Raw genomic sequence first — 23,037 nt, forward strand, 5'->3', positions numbered from 1 at the left:
ACGCTGCCGAACGTGGAGGCATGAGGATGAAGCTCGACCTGCTCTACGAGATCGACGTGCCCAAGCCCTGGGCCAAGCCCCATCCCTACGGCCAGCGCGAGGCAGAGCAGCGTGCGTACCGCGAGGCCATCGAGCAGATCAAGCTCGGCGACAAGCTCGGCTTCCACACCACCTGGCACGTCGAGCACCACTTCCGGGAGGGCCGCTCGCACTCGCCGGCGCCCGAGGTGATCATCGGCGCGCTGTCGCAGTGCACCGAGCAGATCCGGCTGGGCTTCGGGGTGACGCTGATGCCGCACGCCTTCACCCCGCCGATGCGCGTGGCCGAGAAGGTCGCCACCGCCGACATCCTGTCGGGGGGCCGGGTCGAGTGGGGCACCGGACGCTCCACGCCGATGGAGCAGACCGCGTTCGGTGTGGACCGGGACGCCTCCCGGGCGCAGTGGGAGGAGGCGATCGGGGCGGTCGTCGGGATGTGGGAGGACGAGTACTTCGAGTTCCACGGCAAGTACCTGGACTTCCCGCGGCGCATGGTGACGCCCAAGCCCGTGCAGGACCCGCATCCGCCGTGCTGGATGGCCGCGACGTCCGAGGGGTCCTCGGCGGTGGCCGGGGAGAAGGGATTGGGGCTGCTGTCGTTCTCGATCCTGCAGCCGATCCACAAGATGGCCGAGCACATCCGCCTCTACCGGGCCGCGGCCGCCTCGCCGAAGCCGATCACCCGCGTCACGACCAACCGGGTCGCCGCCTACACCCTCGTGCACTGCGAGGAGTCGATGGCCAAGTGCGAGGAGTCCGGGATCTGGGACTCGGTCTGGTGGTGGTACAAGAACATCGCCGAGTTCACCGCCGAGTGGGAGCTGCCGCACCTGTCGCAGGAGGAGCGGGACAAGGTCTTCCCCTACCTGATGCAGCAGGCCGACGGGAACTTCGACCCCAAGTCGTTCAACGACCACGACATGATCGTCGTCGGCGACCCCGAGCAGTGCTACACCAAGATGCTCAAGTACGCCGAGCTGGGCGTCGACCAGCTGATCTGCTACGTGCAGTTCGGCTACCTGCCGCACGAGTCGGTCATGAAGACCATCGAGCTGCTCGGCAAGGAGGTGCTGCCGGCGCTGGCCAAGGAGGGCGTCGACGCCACCATCAAGCCGGCTCCGGCCCCGGCATCCTGACCTTCGCGGACGAGAGGGCTGATCCCCATGACCCGCACCGACGACACCGAGGTCCCGGACTACCGGTCGCTGCTGAGCCTGGACGGCAAGAACTTCATCGTGCTCGGCGCCGGGCAGGGCATCGGCCGGCAGGCGGCGCACGCGCTGGCCGCCGTCGGCGCCCGGGTGTTCTGCGTCGACCTGGACGCCGGGCTCGCCGACGACATCGCCAAGGAGGTCGGCGGCGTCCCCTGGGCCGGCGACGCCATCGAGCAGGACTCCGCCGAGCGCCTGTATCAGGACGCGGAGGCCGCCCTGGGCCGCATCGACGGCATCGTGGACATCATCGGCATGGCCAAGTACGCCGGGCTGCTGGACACCGACCACGACAGCTGGGCCTGGCACCACGGGATCGTGCTCCAGCACGCCGTCAACGCGATCCGGTTCGGCGCGCCGCGCATGATCGCCACCGGGGGCGGCGTCCTCACCGTCGTCGCCTCTGTTTCCGGGATGCAGTCCGCGCCTTCACACGGCGCGTACGGCGCCTACAAGGCCGCGCTGATGTCGTTGGTGCGAACGGCGGCGGTCGAGCTGGGGCCCAAGGGGTTGCGGGTGAACGCCGTGGCCCCGGGCCTGGTCATGACGCCGCGGGTGGCCGGATACCTCTCGGAGGCGGAGAAGGAACGGGGCGCGCGCAACGCTCCGCTGCGGCGATCCGCGTTTCCGAAGGACATCGCCGAAGTCATCTTGTTCTTGTGCACAGGCTTGTCGTCGTATATCACTGGGCAAACGATCGTCGTTGACGGCGGAGTCTCGGCCAAGTTCGGGTACTCGTTGCCTGGAGAGGACTGATACGGATCGATGACGGCTCACAGCGGCGTGGGTGACAGCGCGCACACCGAAATGTCCAACGCCGATCGGAACCAGCGTGCCGGTGCTTCCCGGCACGCCTCCGTGGAGCCGTATCTCGCCGGTTGTGCCTGGCCGTCGGGCCAGGGGGCGGTCTACCCGCGCGCGGACCCGAAGGACTTCTCCCGGCTGCCGATCGACACCTGGGGGACCGCGACGGTCCCGGTGGGCGTGCGGCTGGAGTTCTCCGGGGCGGCGCGGGCGGTGCAGATCGCCTACCGGACCAAGACCGCCGACCTGGGGTACCGGGGCGACGGAGCGGGCACGTTCTTCGCTGCCTACCAGGGCGAGAAGTTCATCTCCTATGCCGACGCGATGCTCGGCGACGGGATGGCGGTGCTCGATCTGGCCGGCGCCGACGAGGCGCTGCCGGTCACGGTGTACCTGCCCGAGGGCATGAAGCCGGAGATCGTGTCGCTGCGGGCCACCCAGGGCGAGCTGGTCCCGGCGCCGAAGCAGCCGCGCTGGATCTGCTACGGCGACTCCATCGCCGAGGGCTGGTCCGCCTCCGAGCCCGCGCTGTCCTGGCCGGCCATCGCCGGCCGGCTGCACGGCCTGGACGTGGTCAACCTCGGCTACGCCGGCGCGGCCCGCGGCGAGATCGTCTCGGCGGAGCAGATCGCGGCGCTGGACTCCCCGGCGGTCATCTCCGTCAACCACGGCACGAACTGCTGGACCCGGATCCCGCACAGCGCGACGATGATGATGGCCGGGATGGACGCGTTCCTGCGGGTGGTGCGCGAGGGGCATCCGGGCGTGCCGATCGTGGTGTGCTCGCCGGTGCTGCGGCCGGACGCCGAGGAGACGCGGAACAAGCTGGGCGCGACGCTGGAGGACCTGCGCGAGGCGATCGAGGACGTGGTCGTCAGCCGGCGCGAGCGCGGTGACCGGGACCTGCACCTGGTCCGCGGCGTCGGCGTCTTGCGCGCGGAGCACCTGGCCGATGGCATCCACCCGGGCGACGAAGGGCACCGCATCATGGCGACGGCCTTCGGAGACCCCATCGCCGAGAGAGCCACGAGAGAGTAAGAGGGATAGGACCATGGCGCGTCCGGCCCCGGCGGTGGACCGCACGGTGGCGGTGCTGAACCTGCTCGCCGCGCACCCCGACACGGCCTTCTCGCTGTCGGAGATGTGCCGCCGCCTCGACATCAACAAGGCCACCGCGCACGCGATGCTCACGGCCCTGGCCGAATCGGGGTTCCTGCTGCGCAACCCCCGCGACAAGTCGTACACGCTGGGCCCGGCGCTGATCGCCCTGGGCTCCGCGGCCGCCGCCCGGCGCCTGGAACTCGTGGAGTTCGCCCGGGCGCCGATGCAGGCGCTGGCCGCCGACACCGGCCTGCAGTGCGTGGTGTCCTCGGCGATGGGGGAGGAGATCGTCTTCCTGGCGGTGGCCGGCGAGGTGGTCCCCTTCGGCCCGCATGTCCGCGTCGGCCAACGGATCCCGCTGGCTCCACCGATCGGCACGGTGTTCATGGCCTGGTCGATGCCCGACGACGTGGACATCTGGCTCAACCGCAGCACGGTCGGCAAGCCCTTGGCCGATGCGGAGCTGGAGCGCTTCCGCAACGGCGTGCGCGCGGTCCGGCGGCGCGGCTACTCGGTCGGGTTGGAGCCGGACGTCCTGGGCGTGCGCCTGGGGCAGTCGCTGGACGACCACGAGGCCGTGCCGCCGCTGCTCGCCGAACTGTCGCACACCTCTTATCTGATGGACGACTTCGGCGGCAGCACGCACCGCATCGGCCACCTGGCCGCGCCGGTCTTCGGCCCTGATGAGCGGGTTGCGATGGTGCTGACGCTCTATGGCTTCCAGAAGCAGCTGAGCGGTGCGGACATCGACGCCCTCGCGTCACGTTTGACGGCCACCACACGGGAGATCACCTTTGCGGTGCGGGGGCGGCATCCGGATCTCCGGGTGAGCGGATTGTTGGACTAGGAAGTCAGTACCCTGGTTCGGTGTGCCCTCTTCGCGCTAAACGGTGTACCACGCATCATTGCGAAGGGGTGGGGTTTTGCGTACTCACAACGGGAACCACGGGGGACACGCACGGCGGCTGGCGATGGCGGGGGCCGCGGCGCTGGCCGCACTGTCCTGCGCCGTGCTGAGCGGGGGAGCGGCGGCGGCTTCGGTGCTGCCGGCGCCGTACGGGGATCTGAACGCGGACGGGAACATCGACCTGATGTCGGTGTCGTCCACCGGCACGCTCCAGACCTGGGAGGGGAACGGCACCGGCGGTGTCGGGGCGCCCATCGACAACCCGAACCAGGCGCAGCCTGATTTCAGCGACGCCCTGATCGACGGCGCCGGCAACTTCAACCGGGGCGCGTACCAGTCGCTGCCCATCTACCGCAGCACCAACAGTTGGGTCTATGTCGAGGTCGGGGACGGGACGGGCACCTTCTCCTCAGGACACGAGGTCTCCGTGGAGCCTCCGAACCTCGCCACGTCGTGGCCGGCGATCACCCAGCTCGTCTCGCCCGGCGACATCACCGGCCACAACCGGGCCGACCTGGTGGGCAGGGTCGGCGACCAGTTGGAGGTGTTCGCGAACACCGCGCTCTACCACTACAACACCCCGGTCGCCGTGGCCGGTTCCGGCTGGAGCGGCCGGACCGTCATCGGCGTCATCGACGTGACCGGCGACGGAGTGAAGGACCTCATCGCCCGCGACGACGCCACCGGCGTCATCTGGCTCTACCCGGGTGTCGCCGGCGGGACGTTCGGCGACGAGAGCACCCGCGTGCAGATCGGCTCCGGTCTGGACGCGGCCGACTATCCCTTCGTCATCACCAAGGGCGACGTCACCGGTGACGGACACGCCGACATCTACGCGGTGGGCGCTTCCGGCGGCCTGTACCTGTTGTCCGGCAACGCTTCCGGCGGCTTCGGCGCGCCGGCGCTGGTGAGCAGCGACCCGGCGTGGACCGGGATCAAGGCGCTGGGCTGATCACGGGACGCCGTACGCGATCGGCAGATACCAGGCGAACCAGGCCGACATCGCCGCCACGGCGATGAAGGAGGCTGCGAGTCCTCGGTAACGCGCGCGGGAAAGCCTGCGCGCCACGGGGATCAGCAGAGGGAACGCGGGCATCAGCTCGCGCGGCGTCGTGGTGATCGAGCGGTGGCTGCCCAGCGCCAGGGCGGCCACCGCGGCGCTGTACACGACCAGTTCCCAGGGCAGACGGTCGCGCACCATGAGGGCCAGGAGGAAGGGCACAGCGACCATGCTCACGATGGCGATCACCTCCAGCACGGATGGGTTGTCCAAGCGGCCGTCGATCACCTTCGAGAACTCGCCGAACGTCGTGGCCCCGCTGTCGAACCAGTTCTTCCAGAGCGAGCGCTGGAAGGTGAAGTAGGCGTCGTACCGGCCGAACCGGTGCCCGACGGCGAGGATGTAGGCCGCCATGCCCGACGGCGCGATCGCCGCGCAGGCCCACGGCCGCCATCCGTCCTCGCGGCGGATCGCCGCCACGAGCGCGGCCAGACCCACGGCGCCTATCAATGCGGCCGCGGACGGACGGGTGAGTCCGCCGAGAAGGGCCAGCACGCCAGCGGTCAGCCAGGAGCGCCGGAGCAGCGCGTACAGCGTCCAGGCCGCGAAGGCCGTGAAAAGCCCGTCGGCATAGGGCGCGGCCTGGACCATGGCGGTCGGGAGCACCGCCCACAACGCCACGAGGACCAGCCCGGCGCGGGCGCCGGCCACCCGCTCGCCGACCGCGCGCAGGCCCACGGCCGCGATCGTGCCGGCGATGACGGAGGTCAGCACGCCGGCCTGCAGGTAGCTCAGGCCGGTGACGGCCTCGACCGCGCGTAGCAGGGCCGCGTACAGCGGGAGGAAGGCGTAGTCGAATCCCTCGTGGTAGCCGTGGCTGGCTATGTCTATGTACAGAGCCGCATCCCACATATGGGGCGGGGTGTGGATGAAAGCTGTGAACGACTGACGGCGAACGTGGAGGATCCACAGCAGCGAGAGCACCGAGATCAGGTGCAGGCCGAGGTAGACCCCTGCGGCCGTCGCCGTGGCGCGGTTCAGGACGGCGCGGCGGAACGGGACCACGGTGCGGTCGGGTGGTGGCGAGGCTGGTGAAGATCCAGAATCCTGATGGATCGCTTCCACGACAGTCGCCACGACACCCCCAGCAGTCACGCATATGACAAAGTCAGTTACTCAAACAGCCTTGTGGCGAGGCTGTTATGCATATTCGATCTTTACCGTAGCTCGCCGAGGGCAGCCGAGGACAATCGCCTCCGCCCCACCCCGGTCTGCGTGCGGGATCTTGTTCTGGGAGGCTGCTGCTCATGGCGACCTTCTCCTCCTACGACGGCACCGAGCTGTCCTACCGTGAAGCCGGCATCGGCGATCCGCTGGTCTGTCTGCCCGGCGGCCCGCTGCTGGCGTCGTCGTACTTCGGCGATCTGGGCGGCCTGGCCGCGACGCGCCGTCTGATCCTGCTGGACCACCGGGGTACCGGCGATTCGGCAGCGCCTGAGGATCCTGAGACGTACCGCATCGACCGCATGGTCGCCGACGTCGAGGCGCTGCGGGTGCACCTCGGCCTGGAGCGGCTGGACATCCTCGCGCACTCGGCCGGCGCCAACCTGGCGATGCTCTACACGATCGCGCATCCCGACCGTGTCAGCCGTCTGACGCTGATCACCCCGGGCACGCGGGCGGTCGGCTTCCCGCTGTCCATGGAGCCGATCCGCGCCCAGCTCCTCACCCGCAGCGAGGAGCCCTGGTTCCCGGCTGCCTGGGAGGCCTTCCAGCGCGCCGAAGAAGGCGACGAGTCCGAGGAGACCTGGACGGCGATCATGCCCGTCTACTACGGCGCCTGGACTCCTGCGGCCCAAGCCCACGCGGCGGCGCTCCCGGCCGACGAGGAGAAGCAAGAGATCCACTTCGCCGAGGGCGTCTTCACGCCCGAGGCCACGATCGCCGCGCTGGCGGCCGTCGAGCTTCCGATCCTGATCCTCGCCGGGGGCCGCGACCCGGGCCCCACACCCGAGCGGGCGAAGGAACTGGCGGACTTGTTCCCCAAGGCGCGTGTGCGTTTCGAGGTGCAGCCCGGCGCCGGGCACTTCCCGTGGGTGGACGACCCGGCGGCCTTCGGCGCACTCGTCGCGGAGTGGCTGGCCGGCTGAACGCGGCCTGCAGGCTGAAAACGCCGGGTCGGGCCGGGATCGAAGACCGCTTCGGACCCGGCCTCCGGGTGTCCTACCCCTCCTCCAGCATCGGCGGCGCGATCTCGTCGAACACGTCGCCGGGGCCCGGGTTCTCAGGGCTCGTCGATCCTCCGAAGTGCTTCATCACGCCCCACACCGCGTTCAGCGCCGTTGTCACCGCGCCCTCGGCCCAGCCGGCGGTCCAGGAGATGTCGTCGCCGGCCAGGAACAGGCCGCGCTGGTGCTCGGGGAGCTCCTCCTGCATGAAGTGCGTGTACAGGCGGCGCTGGTAGCGGTACTGGCCCGGCAGGTTCGCCTTGAAGGCGCCCATGAAATAGGGCTCGGTCTCCCACGAGACGGTCAGCGGGGTGCCGATGATGTGCGAGCGGATGTCGACGTGCGGGTAGATCTCCGCCAGCGAGGCCAGGATCACTTCCAGGCGCTCCTCGCGGGAGAGCGGGACGAACTTCATCGAGTCGTCGACCCAGGTGTAGGACAGGCACATCACGCCGGGCTTGTCCGGGCCGTCGTCCAGCAGGTACACGCCGCGCGGCATGCGGTCGGTCAGGGTCATCGACATCGTGTCGCGCGCGGGGTCGGCCGGGGACGGGTCGCGCCAGAAGGGCCGGTCCACCACGACGAACAGCTTCGAGGCGCCCATGTAGTGCGTGCGCTCGACCGCGGTCCAGACGTCCGCGGGCAGCAGCGCCTCGTCGACCTTGATCTTCGAGAGCATCATCCAGCTCTGCGCGGTGAACACCGCGGCCGGGTACGTGCGTATCTCGTTCGCGGCGTCGGCGACGGTGATGCCGCGCCCGGTGCGGTACATGCGCGTCACGGCGGGACGCGGGTGGCCGTTCTCGTGCAGCGACCGAACCGAGGTGCCGGCCGGCCAGTGCGCGAGCGTGTCGGGGGCCTGCGACCACAGCGCCAGCGGCAGCTGCTGGCAGCCGCCCACCACGCGCCGGTGGTGGTCGTCGGCGCCGGTGTAGACGACGCGCAGGATCTCCAGCATCGAGTTCGGGAAGTCCGTGTCCCAGCCGCCGGTGCCGAAGCCGACCTGGCCGAAGACCTCGCGGTGCCGGAAGGACTTGAAGGCCGGGTTCGCGGCCAGGAAGCCGTAGAACGAGGTGTCGTCCAGCCGGTGCACCAGCCGGCTCCAGATCTCGCGCACCGTGGCGACGTCCCGCTCGCGGATCGCCTGCTGCATCGCGGAGAACTCCGCGCCATGCGCCGGGTCGTCCAGCGCGTCGGCCCAGGCGTCGGCGACCTCGTGGTAGATCGCCGGCAGGTCGTCGAGCTTGGTGGCGTAGTGGCTGACGCCCTTGAGATCGATGACGGTGGAGGGCGTCGCGGCGTCCAGCGGGTTCGGGAACGGCTCGGTGCGCAGCCCCGCGCGCTCGAGGTAGTCGAACAGCGTCGTCGAGGACGGCGGGAAGCGCATCGCGCCCATCTCGGCCATCACGCCCGGCACGCCGGGGAACGGCGTGGAGCGCATCCGGCCGCCGAGCTCGTCGGCCTCGTACACGACCGGCTTCAGGCCCAGCTTCAGCAGCTCGTACGCGGCCACCAGTCCGGACAGGCCGCCGCCGATCACCGCGACCTCGGTCCCGTGCGCGGTCTCCGGCACCGACCCCAGGCCCGCCGGGTGTGCCGCGTAGTCGTCGTAGGCGAAGGGGAAGTCGGGGCCGAACATGGTGATCGGCTTGTGCGAGTCGCAGTGCACGTGGTCGGTGACCTCGTGCACGGTGGCCGGAACAGCGGAGGTCACGACTGGTTTTCCCTGATCATTACAGTGCTCCGTACAGGTCGGTTCGTCGGTCTTGCAGATACGTGTTCAGGTCGCGGGAGGCCGCCAGGTCCGCCAGGTCCACGTCGGCCAGCAGCAGTTGCTCCTGGTCGCTGCCGACCGCCAGCTCCCGGCCGTCCGGGGCCACCACGCGCGTCTCGCCGGCGTAGACGAAGTCCCGCTCCACCCCGACCCGGTTCACGTACGCCACGAACAGCTGCGATTCGATCGCCCGCGCGGCCACGATCTGCCGCGGCACGAATTCGTACGGCCGCATCAGGGCGGTGGGCACCAGCAGCAGCTGCGTCCCGGCGTCGGCATGCGCCCGCACCGGCTCGGGGAACTCGACGTCGTAGCAGATCAGGAAGCCGACCCGGATGCCCTCCAGATCGGCCTGCACCACCAGCTCCGCCCCCGGCGCGAACGCCTCGCGGTCCACGTCGCCGAACAGGTGCGTCTTGCGGTAGTTCGCCTGGGAGACGCCGTCGCCGCCGATGAGCTGGACCGCGTTGTAGACGACGCCGTCGCCGTCGCGCTCGGGGTAGCCGTAGAGGATCGCGATCCCGTGCTTGGCGGCGATCGCGGAGACCGCCTGCTGCGAGGGTCCGAAGCGCTCCTCGGCCAGCCCGGCGATCACCTCGGCGCCGAGGTTGTAGCCGGTGAGGTACATCTCGGGGGTGATGAGCAGGCGCGCGCCGCCCTCGGCGGCCCCGGCCGCGGCGTCCGCGAGCGCGGCCAGGTTGGCGCGGCGGTCGGCGACGGGGTCCGGGGCGCCGTCGGGATGATCGGTAGCCGGGGCTTGAAGGCAGGCCAGCCGCAGGTTCATGCTCTCCAGCGTAGGACCGGCAGGCCAGAACGCATCTCGCCGCGATGGCGAGAGTGGTGGCTCTGGTTCGACAAGTGGGTGTGCGGGAGCTCCGGTCAGTCCCGCACCCAGAAGTCGAACAGATCTGCGCCCGGCTTGAACCCCGCGGCCCGCGCCACCTCGGCCGCCTCCTTGAAGCCCTTGCCGACCGCCTCCGGCTTGTGCGCGTCGGACGCGAACGACACGCCCTTCCCGCCCTCCTGCCGCCACCAGGCGACCACCCGCGGGTCCAGCGGGATCCGGGTGTTGAACTCCATGATCTTGTCGGCGCGCGCCAGGGTCCGCAGCACCAGCCGGATGTCGTCCTCGAATTCCTTCAGATCGAAGGAATCGTCGGGCCAGTACCGCACCGGGTAGTCGATGTGCGTCAGCACCTCGAACCCGTCGTACTCCTCGATCAGCCGCACGGCTTCGGCCAGGTACCGGTGGTACTCCGCCTCGGCGTCGCCGCGCTTGATGCTCACGGAGATGTCGGCGTAGTCCTCATCGCGCGCCGACGAGGTGTGCAGCGAGGCCAGGATCCGCTGGAATCCGCCGCGCTTCAGCAGATCCGCGGTCTCTTCCGGGAACCAGTGTGCCTCGCTGAGCTCCACGCCGGACAGGATGCGCAGCGTCGGGAAGCGGTCGCGGCAGCGCTCCAGCGTCTCCAGGTAGCCGGTGAGATCGATCCGCGGCGGGGTCAGGATGTCGCGGCCGTCCACCGGCTCGACGTAGCGCTGCCACGCCTCCGGGAAGTAGCTCTCCGCCGTCATCTCCGAGACGCTGAAGTCCGCGTGCTCGGTGAAGGCGACGGAGGGCAGCCCGATCTCGACCGCGCGCTCGCAGGTCCCCTCCATGGAACCGGCGAGCGCGTCCCACGAGTACTCGCTGTGGACGTGGTTGTCGGGTGGCAGCACCGGAAGTCCCCCTTTTCAGGGGCGGCGCCTCACCGCCCCTGCATGGCCAGCAACGTCACAAGATCGTAGGCCACGTGCGCGGCGGCGATCGAGGTGATCTCGGCGTGGTCGTAGGGCGGGGCCACCTCGACCACGTCGGCGCCGACGAGGTTCAGGCCGTCCAGGCCGCGCAGGATCTCCAGCAGTTCGCGGCTGGTCATGCCGCCGGCCTCCGGGGTGCCGGTGCCGGGGGCGTGCGCGGGGTCCAGGACGTCGATGTCGATCGAGACGTACAGCGGCCGGTCGCCGATCCGCTCGCGCAGCGCCTGCACGGCCGCGTCCACGCCCTGGCGCATCACGTCCGCGGACGTCACGATGCCGAAGCCCATGCGCTGGTCGTCGGTGAGGTCCTGCTTGCTGTACAGCGGGCCGCGGGTGCCGACGTGCGCCACCGCCGAGGAGTCGAGGATGCCCTCCTCGAAGGCGCGGCGGAACGGGGTGCCGTGGGTGTACGGCGCGCCGAAGTACGTGTCCCAGGTGTCCAGGTGCGCGTCGAAGTGCAGCAGCGCGACCGGTCCGTGCTTGCGCGCCATCGTGCGCAGCAGCGGCAGCGCGATGGTGTGGTCGCCGCCGATGGTGACCAGCTTGGACCCGGCCCCGACCAGCTCGCCGGAGTGCTCCTCGATCTGCTCCAGCGCCTGGTCCAGCAGGAAGGGGTTGATGGCGATGTCGCCGGCGTCGGCGACCTGGACCGCCTCGAACGGCGAGAAGTCCAGGCCCGGGTGATAGGGCCGCAGCAGCCGCGAGGCCTCGCGCACCGCCGCCGGGGCGAAGCGCGCCCCGGGGCGGTAGGAGACGCCGGCGTCGAAGGGCGCGCCCAGGACCGCCACGTCGGCCGTCTCCCCGGCCGGGAGCTGGTCCAGGCGGGGCAGCCGCGCGAAGGTCGCGAAGCCCGCGAAGCGCGGGGTCTTCGAGGAGTCGACCGGGCCGATCGGGGCCGGGCGCGCGGTGCTGCCGGTTGTGCTGCCGTCTGTGCTGCCGTCTGTTATGCCGACTTCGGTGCTCGCCATTGAGCTGTCTCTCCTAGCTAGGTGGTGCGGTGGTGCCGTGAAGCAGTGGTGCCTCGGGGTCAGCCGCGCGCTTCGGTGCGCCGGCGGTTGACCTCGTACAGCGCGATCCCGGCCGCGACGCCGGCGTTCAGCGACTCGGTCGTGGAGGCGATCGGGATCGAGACCGTGACGTCGCAGAGCTCGGACACCAGGCGCGACATGCCCTTGCCCTCGGAGCCGACGACCAGGCACAGCGGCTCGGTGGCGATCTCCAGCTCGTGCAGCGGCACCGCGCCGTCGGCGGCCAGCCCGGCGATCATCACGCCCTGCTTCTTGTACGCCTCCAGCGCGCGCGTCAGGTTCCCGGCGCGGGCCACCGGCAGCCGGGCCCCGGCGCCGGCCGCGGCCTTGAACGCGCCGGCCGTCATGCCCGCGGCGCGGCGCTCCGGCACGATCACGCCGTGCCCGCCGAAGGCCGCCACGGACCGCATCACGGCCCCGAGGTTGCGCGGGTCGGTGACGCCGTCCAGGGCCGCGAACAGCGGGATGTCGCCGTTGGCGAACACCGCCTCCAGGAGGTCGTCCGGGTGCGCGTACTCGTACGGCGGCATGACCAGCATCACGCCCTGGTGCAGGGTGCCGTTGGTCATCCGGTCCAGCTCGTGGCGCGGGGCCTCCAGCAGCGGCACGCCCTGCTCCATCGCGAGCTTCATGGACTCGCGGACCCGGTCGTCGGTGTCGATGTACTGCGCGACGTACAGGGCCTTGGCCGGCACCTGCGCCCGCAGCGCCTCGACCACGGAGTTGCGGCCCGCCACCTGCTCGGCGTCGCCCTTTCCGGGGGTGCGCCGGACCGGGCGGGACGTGCCGCGCGTGCCGGCGCCGGAGCGCGGGTTCGAGGCCGCGGCGGCGCGTTTGGCCGACGACGCCGCGCGCCGCTTGGCCGGATGCCCGGTGCGGTCCTCGGCCTTGGGTGTCGGGCCGCGGCCCTCCAGGCCCTGGCGGCGCTGGCCGCCGGAGCCCTTCTGCGCGCCCTTCCGGGAGCTCGACGCGCCCGGCTTGTTCGCCCGGCCGCCGGTGCCGCCGCCTTTGCTCGCCATGATGTTTCTTTCCTTCGTGAATTCTGCTCAGAGGCCGTGCCCCCGCTCCACGCTACCTGCGGCGCGGCGGGGGCACGGTGGGGAGGGCCCGGTCGGGCGATGAGCCCGTGGTGCCGATTGCTAGCCGACGGTCCAGCGCGGACCGCTCGGGGTGTCCTCGACGGTGATGCCGGCCCGGGCCAGCTGGTCGCGGATGGCGTCGGAGGCGGCGTAGTCCTTGCGTTCGCGCGCGGCCTGCCGCTGCTCCAGCGCCACCTTGACCAGACTGTCGACGGCCGGCCGCAGGTCGGTGGCCGAGCCGGGGGCGCCCGCGGCCCCGGCCCACTGCTCGTCCAGCGGGTTCAGGCCGAGGATGTCCAGCATCTTCAGCACCGAGGCCAGGTGCGAGGCCACGCCCTCCTTGTCGCCGGACGCCAGGGCGGTGTTGCCCTCGCGGACGGTGTTGTAGAGGACGGCCACCGCGCCCGGGACGCCGAAGTCGTCGTCCATGGACTCCGCGAACGCCGTCGGAACCTGCTCGGCGGCCCCGGTCGGGCCGACCGCCTCCAGGGCGCGGGTGACGAAGCCCTCGATGCGCGAGTACGCGGTGTCGGCCTCGCGCAGCGAGTCCTCCGTGTACTCGATCATCGAGCGGTAGTGCGGGGTGCCGAGGTAGTAGCGCAGGACCACCGGCCGGTACTGCTTGGCCAGTTCGGTGACCAGCACCGAGTTGCCCAGCGACTTGGACATCTTCTCGTTCTTGAGGGTGACCCAGCCGTTGTGCATCCAGTAGTTGGTGAACTTGTCGCCGAACGCGTGCGACTGCGCCTGCTCGTTCTCGTGGTGCGGGAAGATCAGGTCGACGCCGCCGCCGTGGATGTCGAAGTTCGTGCCCAGATAGCGGTGCGCCATCGCGGAGCACTCCAGGTGCCAGCCCGGACGCCCCGGGCCCCACGGCGTGTCCCAGAACGGCTCGCCCGGCTTCGACGCCTTCCAGAGCGTGAAGTCGTGCGGGTCCTCCTTGTGCGTGGTCGGGGCCACGTCGTCGAGCGGCTGCTCCTCCAGGTCGTCCACGCTGAAGTGGGCCAGCGCGCCGTACTCGGGGAAGGAGCGCACGCGGAAGTAGACGTCGCCGCCGGCCGCGTAGGCGTGGCCGGCGTCGATGAGCTTGCGCATCATCGCGATCATCTCCGGGATGTGCCCGGTGGCGCGCGGCTCGACGGAGGGGTCCTCGCAGCCCAGGAGCCGGTAGGCGTTCTGGAACGCGTACTCGTTGGCCTGCGCGACCCGCCAGGTCTCCACACCCTGCTCGGCGGCCTTGCGGATGATCTTGTCGTCGATGTCGGTGACGTTGCGCACGAAGGTGACGTCGTACCCGCGGTACTCGAACCAGCGGCGGACGATGTCGAAGGAGAGCTGCGAGCGGACGTGGCCGATGTGCGGCGGGGCCTGGACGGTGGCGCCACACAGATAGATCGAGACCTTGCCTGGTGTGACGGGTACGAACTCGCGCGTGGCTCGCGCGGCGGTGTCATACAGGCGGAGAGTCATTCCCCAAGGATACCGGGGGGTGGAAGGCGAAATTGTCTTCAGTTGCGCTGTGTTTCCATAGGGTGGTGACACGTTCGAACTCGAACCGGGCCCCGCTGAAGTTGCTCCTGATATTGGGGGGTCTTTCCATGTTCGGGCCGTTGTCGCTCGACATGTATCTGCCCGCGCTGCCGGATCTGGCGCATTCCTTCCGGACGCCCGAGGCGAACGTCCAGCTGACGCTGACCGCGTGCATGATCGGGTTGGCGGTCGGGCAGCTGGTGGCCGGTCCGATGTCGGACGCTTGGGGGCGTAAGAAGCCGCTGGCGATCGGGCTGATCGCTTATGCGGCGACGTCGCTGTTCTGCGCGTTGGCTCCCGACGTGTACTCGCTCACTGCCGCGCGGTTGTTGCAGGGACTCGCGGGGGCGGCGGGGCTGGTGATCTCGCGGGCGATGGTGCGGGATCTGTATGAGGGCGACGCCCTCACGAAGTTCTTCGCGACGCTGATGCTGGTGAACGGGCTGGCGCCGATCCTGGCCCCGGTCATCGGCGGGCAGCTGACCCGCTTCATGAGCTGGCGCGGGGTGTTCGTGGTGCTGGCGGCGATCGGCGTGGCGCTGCTCGCCGCCGCGGTGCTCGGGCTGAAGGAGACGCTGCCGGCGGGGGCGCGCGGGAATTCAGGTGGCGGCCTGCCGGCGACGCTGCGGACGTTCCGGGTCCTGATGCGCGACCGGCGCTTCATGGGCTACATCCTGACCGGCGGCTTCGCGTTCGCGGCGATGTTCGCCTACATCTCGGGCTCGCCGTTCGTGCTGGAGAACATTCATGGGCTGAGCAAGCAGGAGTTCAGCTTCGCGTTCGGGAGCAATGCGCTCGGGATCATGATCGCCGGACAGATCAGCGGGCGGTTGGTGGGGCGCGTCGCGGCGAGCCGGCTGCTCGGGGCGGGGCTGGTGATGTCGTTCGGCGGGAGCACGATTCTGCTGGCGGCCACGGCGTGGTTCGGAGGCGATCTGGCCGGGACGCTGGTGGGGTTGTTCCTGATGGTCTCGTCGATCGGCGTGATCATGCCGCAGGTGACGGCGCTGGCGCTGTCCGGCTACGAGCCCGCGGTGGCCGGCGCGGCATCGGCGCTGATCGGGACCGGGCAGTTCCTGTTCGGGGCGATCTTCGCGCCGCTGACCGGGCTGGGGAGCAAGACGAGCGGGATGCCGATGGCGCTGGTCATCTTCGGGTTGAGCGCCGCGGCGGTGGTGATGCGCGTGGTGTTGGTGCGGGCGCCGCGGGCCGTCGGCGAATTGGCTGCGGAGCCCGCGGTGGCCTGAGGTCTGGCTACTCCGCCGTCCGAGCCGCCGTGCCGGCCCGGCGCACCGGATTCAGCTCCGGCGCCTTCCGGTGCAGCGTCAGCCGGCCCACCAGGTGGCTGATCAGGCCGACCATCAGTGTCGAGCCGCCCTGGACGTGTCCGAGAGAGCTTCCGGTGATCATGAAGACGTGGGCGGCGATCGTCATCACCAGCGCCACTCGGGTCTTCGTGTCCTGCCACAGGTACTCGACCAGATAGCGCCAGAGGTCGCGGCCGGCTTTGCGAGCCGGGCCGAGGAGACAGGCGGCGAGGACGAGAAGGACCGCCAGGGGGATCAGGAATCTGATGTCGAAGCCCGGGATGGCCACGCCGCCGAAGGCGACCAGCCAGCCGGCCGCCGCGCTGAACTCCATGGAGCGCAGGACCAGGTTGCCCACGTGGGCCAGGCTGTCGTCGTCGGGGCCAGGGCGGGAGGCCAGGACCGCTTCGAGGTCGGCGAGCAGGGCCACCGGTTCGGGGACCTGGTCCTCGTGTTCGTGTTCCTCGGAGGCCTTGGCGACGGCCTCCTCGATCTCCTTCGCCTCCGAGGCTGATTCCGGGCCGAGTTCCGCGGCCATCTGGGATGCCCGGCGGGCCTCGGCCGCGGCCTGGGAGAGGTCGCCGCTGGCTTCGAGGGCGGCGGCCAGGCTGGCGCGGCTCTGCCAGACCTGGGGGCCGAGGCGGACCGCTTGTTCGGCGGCGGCGACGGCTTCGTCGAGGCGGGACAGGAGGCGCAGGGCCGAGGCTCGGAGCCGGTGGCCCCATTCGTCGTCGGGGGCGAAGGTGACGACCCAGTCGGCTGCGCGCAGTGCCTTCTCGCCGTCGCCGGTCTCCAGGTAGACCGCGGCCAGGGCCCGCCAGACGCGGACGTCCTGGGCGCCGGCCACGATCAGTTCATTGAGGACGTCCAGAGCCTGCTGGCGGCGTCCTAGCTCGGCCAGGGCCTCGGCGCGGGCGATGGTGCGGGCTATGAGCTCCGGGTTCAGGGCCGGTGGTTCCGAAGTCATCACAGGGACTGGTGGGGCGGGTTCCGGTGGAGCCGGAAGGGGAACGTACTTCACGACCATGGTTTGTTCGAGATCGCCCGTCCCGGCCGGGTCGTGCTCGCCCGTGCCGGCGATGGCCTCCCCGGCCGCGCTGACGGCTGCCCGGACCTCGGCTTTGATGGCGGCGTCCATCGTCGCCGCCGGGTGCCAGACCTGCTTCTCGGCCGCGTCGTTCGACTCGACGGACATCCCCCCACCCCCTCCACCGGGCGCGCCGCCCGGCAACAGAGGCCTGGTATACCCCACCGGCGCGCCGGGATGCCAGACCCACGCCGGGTATGCGGGCCCGACGTGGGATGATCGGGACCAGACAGGGAAGGACGCCCGAGGTGACAGTGGCACTGCCTGAACGAGCCGAGCGTATGCCTCGCCCCGGCGCCTCGCGCCACGACGTCGTCGTGGTCGGGGGCGGTCACAACGCGCTGGTGGCCGCGGCCTACCTGGCGCGCGCCGGACTGCACGTCACCTTGCTGGAGCGGCTGGACGCCGTCGGCGGTGCCGCGGTCAGCGCCTCGCCGTTCGCCGGGGTCGACGCCCGTTTGTCGCGCTACTCCTACCTGGTGTCGTTGCTGCCCTACACGATCGTGCGGAACCTGGAGCTGGTCATCGAGCTGCGCAGCCGGCCGGTCTCCTCCTACACGCCGGTGCGCCGGTCCGGGAGTGACACCGGGCTGCTGGTCGAGCGGCGTGCCGGGGCCGCCACCGAGGAGAGCTTCCGGCGTCTGACCGGGGGCGATGCCGAGTTCCGGGCCTGGACCAAGTTCTACGAGCAGCTCGGCCGGCTGGCGCGGGCACTGGCTCCGACGCTGCTGAACCCGCTGCTGGGCCGCGGGCAGATGGAGGCGCTGGTCCGCGAGGAGGGCGCCGGGCAGGCCTGGGAGTGGGTGTTCGAGCAGCCGATCGGTGCGGCCGTGGAGCGCTTCTTCGGCGACGACCTGGTGCGCGGCGTGGTGCTCACCGACGCCCTGATCGGCACCGACAGCTGGGCCGGGGATGCCGGCCTGAAGCAGAACCGGTGCTTCCTGTACCACGTGATGGGCAACGGCAGCGGCGAGTGGCGGGTCCCGATCGGCGGCATGGGCAGCGTCACCGACGCGCTGCACCGGTCGGCCGTGGACGCCGGCGCGCGGATCCTCACCGGGGTTGAGGTCACGCACATCGACCCGGACGCCGGCGGCGGCCGCGCCGAGGTCACCTACCGGGACCGGGACGGCGCCGAGCAGGTCGTGCAGGCCGGGTACGTGCTGGCCGGGGTGGCGCCGGCGGTCCTGACCCGGCTGCTGGGCCGCGGCGGGGCCGGGACTCCGCAGCCCCAGGGCACCCAGCTGAAGATCAACATGCTGCTGGACCATCTGCCGCGGCTGAAGTCCGGGGCCGACCCGCACGTGGCCTTCGCCGGCACCTTCCACATCGACGAGGGCGCCGCGCACCTGCGCCAGGCCTATCAGGACTCCCACGCCGGCAAGCTGCCGAACCCGCTGCCCTCCGAGGTCTACTGCCACACCCTCACGGACCGCTCGATCCTGGGCAAGGAGCTGCTCAAGCGGCCGGACGTGCAGACGCTGACGCTGTTCTCGCTGCACACCCTGCCCGGCGGCGCGACGAAGGAGGAGATGGTGCGGGCGGCGGTGGCGGGCCTGGACGCCTACCTGGAGGAGCCGCTGGCCGACTGCCTGGCGCTGGACGCGCAGGGCCGGCCGTGCCTGGAGGCCAAGACGACCGAGGACCTGCAGGCGGAGCTGGCGATGCCCGGCGGCCACATCTTCCACCGGGACCTGTCCTGGCCCTACGCCGAGCGCGCGGACCAGGTGGGCAAGTGGGGCGTGGAGACCGGGATCGACAACGTCCTCATCTGCGGCGCTGGCGCGCGCCGCGGAGGCGGTGTGTCCGGAATCCCCGGCCACAACGCTGCACGTGCAGTTCTCGACCGCGTCGCCGACGCGGGTCGTAGGCGCAGCAGCGGGATATGAGGTTCACGTTTCCATTCCTAGCACACGGGGTTTCGGCGTTGTGCCGGGTCCGCGAATAAAGACCCACGTTCGTGGGATGATCATGCTTTTGTCAGCGGGCCGTGACCGCGGGATCACTGTCGATCGCGCGGGACCACGATGGCGGTCGCGATTCCCGCGAGCCCTTCGCCCCGGCCGGTGAATCCGAGCCCGTCGGTGGTCGCGGCGGCCAGCCGGACCGGGGCCCCGGCGGCCTGGCTGAGCACCTGTTCGGATTCCGCGCGCCGCTTGCCGATCCGCGGCCGCGTACCGACCAGCTGCACCGACACGTTCCCGATCTCGAACCCGGCCTCGCGCACCCGGCGCGCCGCCTCGCCGAGCAGCTTCAGTCCCGACGCGCCGGCCCATTCCGGGTCGCTGGTCCCGAACTGGGCCCCGAGGTCGCCGAGCCCGGCCGCCGAGAACAGCGCGTTACACGCGGCGTGCGCGACCACGTCGGCGTCCGAGTGTCCGGCCAGTCCGACCTCGCCGGGCCAGTGCAGGCCGCCGATCCAGAGTTCGCGCCCTTCCTCGAAGGCGTGGACGTCGACCCCGATGCCCACCAGGGGCAGCGCGGTCACCGCCGCCTCCTGAGCACGGCCTCGGCCAGGACCAGGTCGAACGGTGTGGTGATCTTGAAGGCCTCGGCGTGGCCGGGGACCGTGCGGACCGGCAGGCCGAGCGCCTCGACCAGCCCGGCGTCGTCGGTGGCCGGGGCCGCCGGGTCGGAGGCCGCGTGCGCCTTGGTCAGGACGCCGCGGGTGAAGCCCTGAGGGGTCTGGACGGCGCGCAGCGTGGAGCGGTCCACGGTCGCGGTGACCAGGTCGCCGTCCACGGCCTTGATGGTGTCGGCCACCGGCAGCACCGGGATCACCGCGCCGGCCCCGCCGCGCACCGCGGCCACCACGGCCTCGATGACGTCGACCGGGGTCAGCGCGCGGGCGGCGTCGTGGACCAGGACCACGGCGCAGTCCTCGGGCAGCGCCGCCAGCGCCAGCGCCACCGACTCCTGCCGGCTCGCCCCGCCGGCCACCACCCGGGTGTCGCCGGGCAGGTCGGCCACCAGGCGCTGCACCTCGGCCAGGCCCTGCGGGTCCGGCGGCGCGGCCACCACGACCAGGTCCACCGAGCGCGCGGCGGCCAGGGTGCGGACCGCGTGCACCAGCAGCGGGAAGCCGCCCAACTCGCGCAGGGCCTTCGGGGCGCCGGGGCCCAGCCGCTCGCCCTTGCCGGCGGCCGGGACGATCACGGCCACCCGGCCGGGTCCGGCTGCGGGTTCGGCTGCGGGGCCGGGTCCGGCCGCGGCCGTGGCCGCGGTCTCGGAGGCGGGATCAGTACTCATGCTCACGGCCCGGGACATTAGCGCACAACAAGCCGCCGGCCCCGGCGGCTGAAGCCGCGGGGCCGGATGGCGTGCTCATGCTGAAAAGAAACGATGGTACTCACACGATTCAGGACAAGCGGTGGAGCAGGCGAGTCTTCGCGGGAAGCGAGGACTCCTAGGAAGCCAGGACCTCGTCGAGGATGGCGTCAGCCTTGTCCTCGTTCGTGGCCTCGGCCAGCGCCAGCTCACTGACCAGGATCTGCCGCGCCTTGGCCAGCATGCGCTTCTCACCGGCCGACAGCCCGCGGTCGCGGTCGCGGCGCCACAGGTCGCGCACCACCTCGGCCACCTTGATGACGTCGCCGGACTGGATCTTCTCGATGTTCGCCTTGTAGCGGCGCGACCAGTTGGTCGGTTCCTCGGTGTGCGGCGCGCGCAGAACGTCGAACACGCGCTCCAGGCCGCCCTGGTCGACCACGTCGCGCACGCCGACGTACTCGGCCTTCTCAGAGGGCACGCGTACGGTCAGATCACCTTGCGCCACCTTCAGCACGAGGTATTCCTTCGGCTCGCCCTTGATCACGCGGATCTCGATATCCTCGATGAGCGCGGCCCCATGATGGGGATAGACCACGGTCTCGCCAACTTTGAACGTCATGTGATATGTGCCCCTTCCGTGGCTCTCCAGGATACCACGTAATACGCCCGTTCTGAAGACCGTTTGCGCAGGTCAGCGTACCCGTGGGGGCTTGACAAACCCCCCTGCGGCGTGCTCGTGCAGCTCAATCGCCATCGCAAAGCGCCCGACGATCACCCGCGGGCCGGACGGTCGATCTTGGTCGATCTCGATCCCCGCCCGATCGCGCACACGGGGAAAATCGGGGAATCCCAGCGGGATTACGAGCCCCATCTCTCTGGGCACAACGCTCTGCAAAGCGCACAATGACGCTACGGCTCCCGACGACAACGCGTGGGGTGGGTGCAGACACAGGTGAACAGTCCAGGCCGCGACAACGGCGATCACTCCTTCGGTTCCTTCGGCGATCCCGGCGGCGACAGCGGCTTCGAGGTCGTGATCGTCCCGGACGACATCTCCGCCCTCGATGCCGAGGTGCGGGCCTACCGGCGGGAGGTCGCGCGGGCCAAGGCCCGGGCGAGGACCTGGTCCGCGCTGACGTGGCCCTTCCGTGCCCTGGCCGGGCTGTCCCGGCGTGTCGGGCGCGCCCTGGGGTTCCTCGTCTTCTGGTGAGATCCGCCGCCGCGGCGGGCCCCAGGCGCGCCGCGGCACGGCTCTGACACACGGTCCAGGCGGTCCCGCCGTGCGGGCCTGCGGCGTGCCCGCGCGCCGGGCACGTAGCGAACATCACTCCGGCGGATCGGGCCCCGGGCCCGGAACGGATCTGAGGCCCTTTTACACTGGCTGCGAGCCGCCATTTCATCGGGTGGTCGGGAAGTCGCACGAATCCGCGACCGGGCCCGGCACCACCGCGATCGACAAGGGCGGCGGCCCGTGAGCCAGTTGGACCGTCTAGGAGCCGTTCCGCCGTGAAGAGCATGCGCATCGCCCTCGTCATCGCCGCAGTCGCCGGCACCGCAGCGGTCGCGACCGGCTGCGCCGCCGGCGGTGGCGCCGAGACCCTGCAGATCCAGCCCAACTTCGCCGCCGGCGCCAGCGGCGACCTCCAGGCCCTGGACATGGTCGTGGTCGTCGACCCGGCCACCGGCACCGCGCAGGTGACCGGCACCGTGGTCAACAACGGCGACCAGGCGGCCCAGCTGTCCGGCGTCACCGTCAACGGCAAGTCCGTGTCGGTCTCCGGCGGCAACCTGGACCTGGCCGCGCACTCGGCGCTGAACCTGGCCGCGCCGAACGGCCCCAAGATGGTGCTGAACAACTCCGGCTCGGTCCCCGGCCACAACTCGCCGGTGGCGCTGACCTTCGCAGGCGGCGCGGCCATCTCCGTGACCGCCTCGACCGAGTCGAACACCGGGGTCTACCAGCAGTTCCAGCCGTCCAGCGCGAGCTGACCGGCGCGCGCGGCGCGATCCGGCTGAGCGGGGCGTCCACTGCCGGTGGGCGCCCCGCTCAGCCGTTCAGTTCACGAGCACTGCGAAGACCGCCCCGAGTATCAGGAACGGCCCGTACGTCAGCGCCGACTTCCGGTCCATCCGGCCCATGCGCAGCATGACGAGGGCGAACAGCGCCGCGGAGAACGTCCCGGCGAACATGCCGAGCACCAGGTCCCGCCAGCCGAGGTAGCCCAGGAACAGGCCGAGCACGGCGGCCAGCTTGGCGTCGCCCAGCCCCATCCCCTCGCCGTCGGGGCGGATCCAGGCCAGCCCCAGGAAGAGCCCGCCGGCGAGCGCGGCCGCGATCAGTCCCCTGAGCAGCGGGGTCATGTCACGGCCCAGATACGACGCGGTGCCCAGGCCGACCATGCCGAGTACGGCCAGCGGCGCGGTCAGCTGGTCCGGCAGCCGGCGTACGGCCAGGTCGATGAAGGCGAGCAGGACGCAGCCCAGGGCGAGGACCAGGAATGCCGGGGTCGCGGGATCGCTGCCCAGCCGGTGCCCGACCGCGAATCCGCCGATCGCCGCCGCCACGGCCACCATCCACACCCGCGGCCCGAGCTGCTCCCGGCACGCGCCGCAGCGGCCCGGCCACAGCGCGAACCGGACCCGGCCGGCCGGCAGCCGCACGCCGCAGTGGCCGCAGCGCTGCCGCGCGGGCGTGCCGGCGTCGACCGACATCTGATACGCCCCGCGCGCCAGCGCCGGTGCGCACAGCACCCCGACCAGGGCTATCGCCGCGCCGACATCCATGGGAGCCTCCTGCCGGCCCGTCGTGAGCCGATCGTGGTCGCGCCGGGGCGAACGAGGGGTCCCGGTGGCCGATCCGCGCTTGTCAGGG

The 23,037-nt window shown here is 71.0% G+C and carries 22 protein-coding genes; 10 read left to right on the plus strand and 12 right to left on the minus strand.

Going from position 1 to position 23,037, the window contains the following annotated elements; genetic code table 11:
- Nucleotides 1-20: 20 nt before the first annotated feature.
- The 5 genes from ABIA35_RS07815 to ABIA35_RS07835 all read left to right on the plus strand — a co-directional run bounded on the left by ABIA35_RS07815 (nt 21) and on the right by ABIA35_RS07835 (nt 5,014).
- Nucleotides 21-1,175 (plus strand): LLM class flavin-dependent oxidoreductase, encoded by a 1,155-nt coding sequence (locus ABIA35_RS07815; protein ID WP_370357475.1) that lies wholly within the window; start codon nt 21-23, stop codon nt 1,173-1,175.
- Between the two features lie 27 nt (nt 1,176-1,202).
- Entirely contained in the window at nt 1,203-2,006 is an 804-nt protein-coding gene (locus tag ABIA35_RS07820) for an SDR family NAD(P)-dependent oxidoreductase (RefSeq protein WP_370335438.1), read from the plus strand.
- A 9-nt stretch (nt 2,007-2,015) separates the two neighbouring features.
- The gene (locus tag ABIA35_RS07825) at nt 2,016-3,092 is read left to right on the plus strand and encodes a GDSL-type esterase/lipase family protein (protein ID WP_370335436.1); all 1,077 of its coding nucleotides are present in this window, start codon (nt 2,016-2,018) and stop codon (nt 3,090-3,092) included.
- A 13-nt stretch (nt 3,093-3,105) separates the two neighbouring features.
- Complete coding sequence (locus tag ABIA35_RS07830; protein ID WP_370357476.1) at nt 3,106-4,002, plus strand: IclR family transcriptional regulator; 897 nt, start codon at nt 3,106-3,108, stop codon at nt 4,000-4,002.
- 76 nt (nt 4,003-4,078) lie between these two features.
- A complete protein-coding gene (locus ABIA35_RS07835) occupies nt 4,079-5,014 on the plus strand; it encodes an FG-GAP repeat domain-containing protein (RefSeq protein ID WP_370357477.1) in 936 nt (311 codons plus the stop codon).
- On the opposite strand, the gene ABIA35_RS07840 is transcribed toward ABIA35_RS07835, so the two are convergent.
- Nucleotides 5,015-6,127, minus strand: a complete 1,113-nt coding sequence (locus ABIA35_RS07840; RefSeq protein ID WP_370357478.1) for a hypothetical protein — start codon at nt 6,125-6,127, stop codon at nt 5,015-5,017.
- 242 nt (nt 6,128-6,369) lie between these two features.
- On the opposite strand from ABIA35_RS07840, the gene ABIA35_RS07845 reads away from it, so the two are divergent.
- Entirely contained in the window at nt 6,370-7,212 is an 843-nt protein-coding gene (locus ABIA35_RS07845; protein WP_370357479.1) for an alpha/beta fold hydrolase, read from the plus strand.
- A gap of 73 nt (nt 7,213-7,285) precedes the next feature.
- Here ABIA35_RS07845 and ABIA35_RS07850 read toward each other — a convergent pair whose 3' ends face one another.
- The 6 genes from ABIA35_RS07850 to cysS all read right to left on the minus strand — a co-directional run bounded on the left by ABIA35_RS07850 (nt 7,286) and on the right by cysS (nt 14,441).
- Nucleotides 7,286-9,004: a flavin monoamine oxidase family protein gene (locus ABIA35_RS07850; RefSeq protein WP_370335426.1), complete on the minus strand. Its 1,719-nt coding sequence runs from the start codon at nt 9,002-9,004 to the stop codon at nt 7,286-7,288.
- Nucleotides 9,005-9,023: 19 nt separating this feature from the next.
- Nucleotides 9,024-9,848, minus strand: coding sequence for a carbon-nitrogen hydrolase family protein (locus tag ABIA35_RS07855; protein ID WP_370357480.1), 825 nt, complete (start codon nt 9,846-9,848; stop codon nt 9,024-9,026).
- A 95-nt stretch (nt 9,849-9,943) separates the two neighbouring features.
- On the minus strand, nt 9,944-10,783 hold the full coding sequence (locus ABIA35_RS07860; protein ID WP_370335422.1) for a PHP domain-containing protein: 840 nt from the start codon (nt 10,781-10,783) through the stop codon (nt 9,944-9,946).
- A 29-nt stretch (nt 10,784-10,812) separates the two neighbouring features.
- Nucleotides 10,813-11,832, minus strand: a complete 1,020-nt coding sequence (speB, locus tag ABIA35_RS07865) for an agmatinase (protein WP_370357481.1) — start codon at nt 11,830-11,832, stop codon at nt 10,813-10,815.
- Between the two features lie 59 nt (nt 11,833-11,891).
- Complete coding sequence (rlmB, locus tag ABIA35_RS07870) at nt 11,892-12,911, minus strand: 23S rRNA (guanosine(2251)-2'-O)-methyltransferase RlmB (protein ID WP_370335418.1); 1,020 nt, start codon at nt 12,909-12,911, stop codon at nt 11,892-11,894.
- Nucleotides 12,912-13,031: 120 nt separating this feature from the next.
- The gene (cysS, locus tag ABIA35_RS07875; RefSeq protein ID WP_370335416.1) at nt 13,032-14,441 is read right to left on the minus strand and encodes a cysteine--tRNA ligase; all 1,410 of its coding nucleotides are present in this window, start codon (nt 14,439-14,441) and stop codon (nt 13,032-13,034) included.
- Between the two features lie 65 nt (nt 14,442-14,506).
- Between cysS and ABIA35_RS07880 the strand changes: the two genes are divergently transcribed.
- Nucleotides 14,507-15,748 (plus strand): multidrug effflux MFS transporter, encoded by a 1,242-nt coding sequence (locus ABIA35_RS07880; RefSeq protein ID WP_370357482.1) that lies wholly within the window; start codon nt 14,507-14,509, stop codon nt 15,746-15,748.
- A 7-nt stretch (nt 15,749-15,755) separates the two neighbouring features.
- Here ABIA35_RS07880 and ABIA35_RS07885 read toward each other — a convergent pair whose 3' ends face one another.
- Nucleotides 15,756-17,003 (minus strand): hypothetical protein, encoded by a 1,248-nt coding sequence (locus tag ABIA35_RS07885; RefSeq protein WP_370357483.1) that lies wholly within the window; start codon nt 17,001-17,003, stop codon nt 15,756-15,758.
- 173 nt (nt 17,004-17,176) lie between these two features.
- Between ABIA35_RS07885 and ABIA35_RS07890 the strand changes: the two genes are divergently transcribed.
- Nucleotides 17,177-18,784, plus strand: coding sequence for a phytoene desaturase family protein (locus ABIA35_RS07890; protein ID WP_370335411.1), 1,608 nt, complete (start codon nt 17,177-17,179; stop codon nt 18,782-18,784).
- 113 nt (nt 18,785-18,897) lie between these two features.
- On the opposite strand, the gene ispF is transcribed toward ABIA35_RS07890, so the two are convergent.
- The 3 genes from ispF to ABIA35_RS07905 form a co-directional block, all read right to left on the minus strand.
- Nucleotides 18,898-19,383 (minus strand): 2-C-methyl-D-erythritol 2,4-cyclodiphosphate synthase, encoded by a 486-nt coding sequence (gene ispF, locus ABIA35_RS07895; protein ID WP_370335409.1) that lies wholly within the window; start codon nt 19,381-19,383, stop codon nt 18,898-18,900.
- The gene (gene ispD / locus ABIA35_RS07900; protein ID WP_370335407.1) at nt 19,380-20,144 is read right to left on the minus strand and encodes a 2-C-methyl-D-erythritol 4-phosphate cytidylyltransferase; all 765 of its coding nucleotides are present in this window, start codon (nt 20,142-20,144) and stop codon (nt 19,380-19,382) included. Before ispD ends, ispF begins: the two co-directional genes overlap by 4 nt.
- Before the next feature lie 157 nt (nt 20,145-20,301).
- On the minus strand, nt 20,302-20,784 hold the full coding sequence (locus ABIA35_RS07905) for a CarD family transcriptional regulator (RefSeq protein ID WP_015796693.1): 483 nt from the start codon (nt 20,782-20,784) through the stop codon (nt 20,302-20,304).
- A 333-nt stretch (nt 20,785-21,117) separates the two neighbouring features.
- Between ABIA35_RS07905 and ABIA35_RS07910 the strand changes: the two genes are divergently transcribed.
- Nucleotides 21,118-21,375 carry a hypothetical protein gene (locus ABIA35_RS07910; RefSeq protein ID WP_370335405.1) on the plus strand — a complete coding sequence of 86 codons (258 nt, stop codon included), beginning with the start codon at nt 21,118-21,120 and terminating at the stop codon, nt 21,373-21,375.
- Nucleotides 21,376-21,671: 296 nt separating this feature from the next.
- On the plus strand, nt 21,672-22,154 hold the full coding sequence (locus tag ABIA35_RS07915) for a hypothetical protein (RefSeq protein WP_370335403.1): 483 nt from the start codon (nt 21,672-21,674) through the stop codon (nt 22,152-22,154).
- Nucleotides 22,155-22,220: 66 nt separating this feature from the next.
- On the opposite strand, the gene ABIA35_RS07920 is transcribed toward ABIA35_RS07915, so the two are convergent.
- Nucleotides 22,221-22,949 (minus strand): A24 family peptidase, encoded by a 729-nt coding sequence (locus ABIA35_RS07920; protein WP_370335402.1) that lies wholly within the window; start codon nt 22,947-22,949, stop codon nt 22,221-22,223.
- Nucleotides 22,950-23,037: the final 88 nt, after the last annotated feature.

The organism is Catenulispora sp. MAP12-49 (assembly GCF_041262705.1).
Lineage (GTDB): Bacteria > Actinomycetota > Actinomycetes > Streptomycetales > Catenulisporaceae > Catenulispora.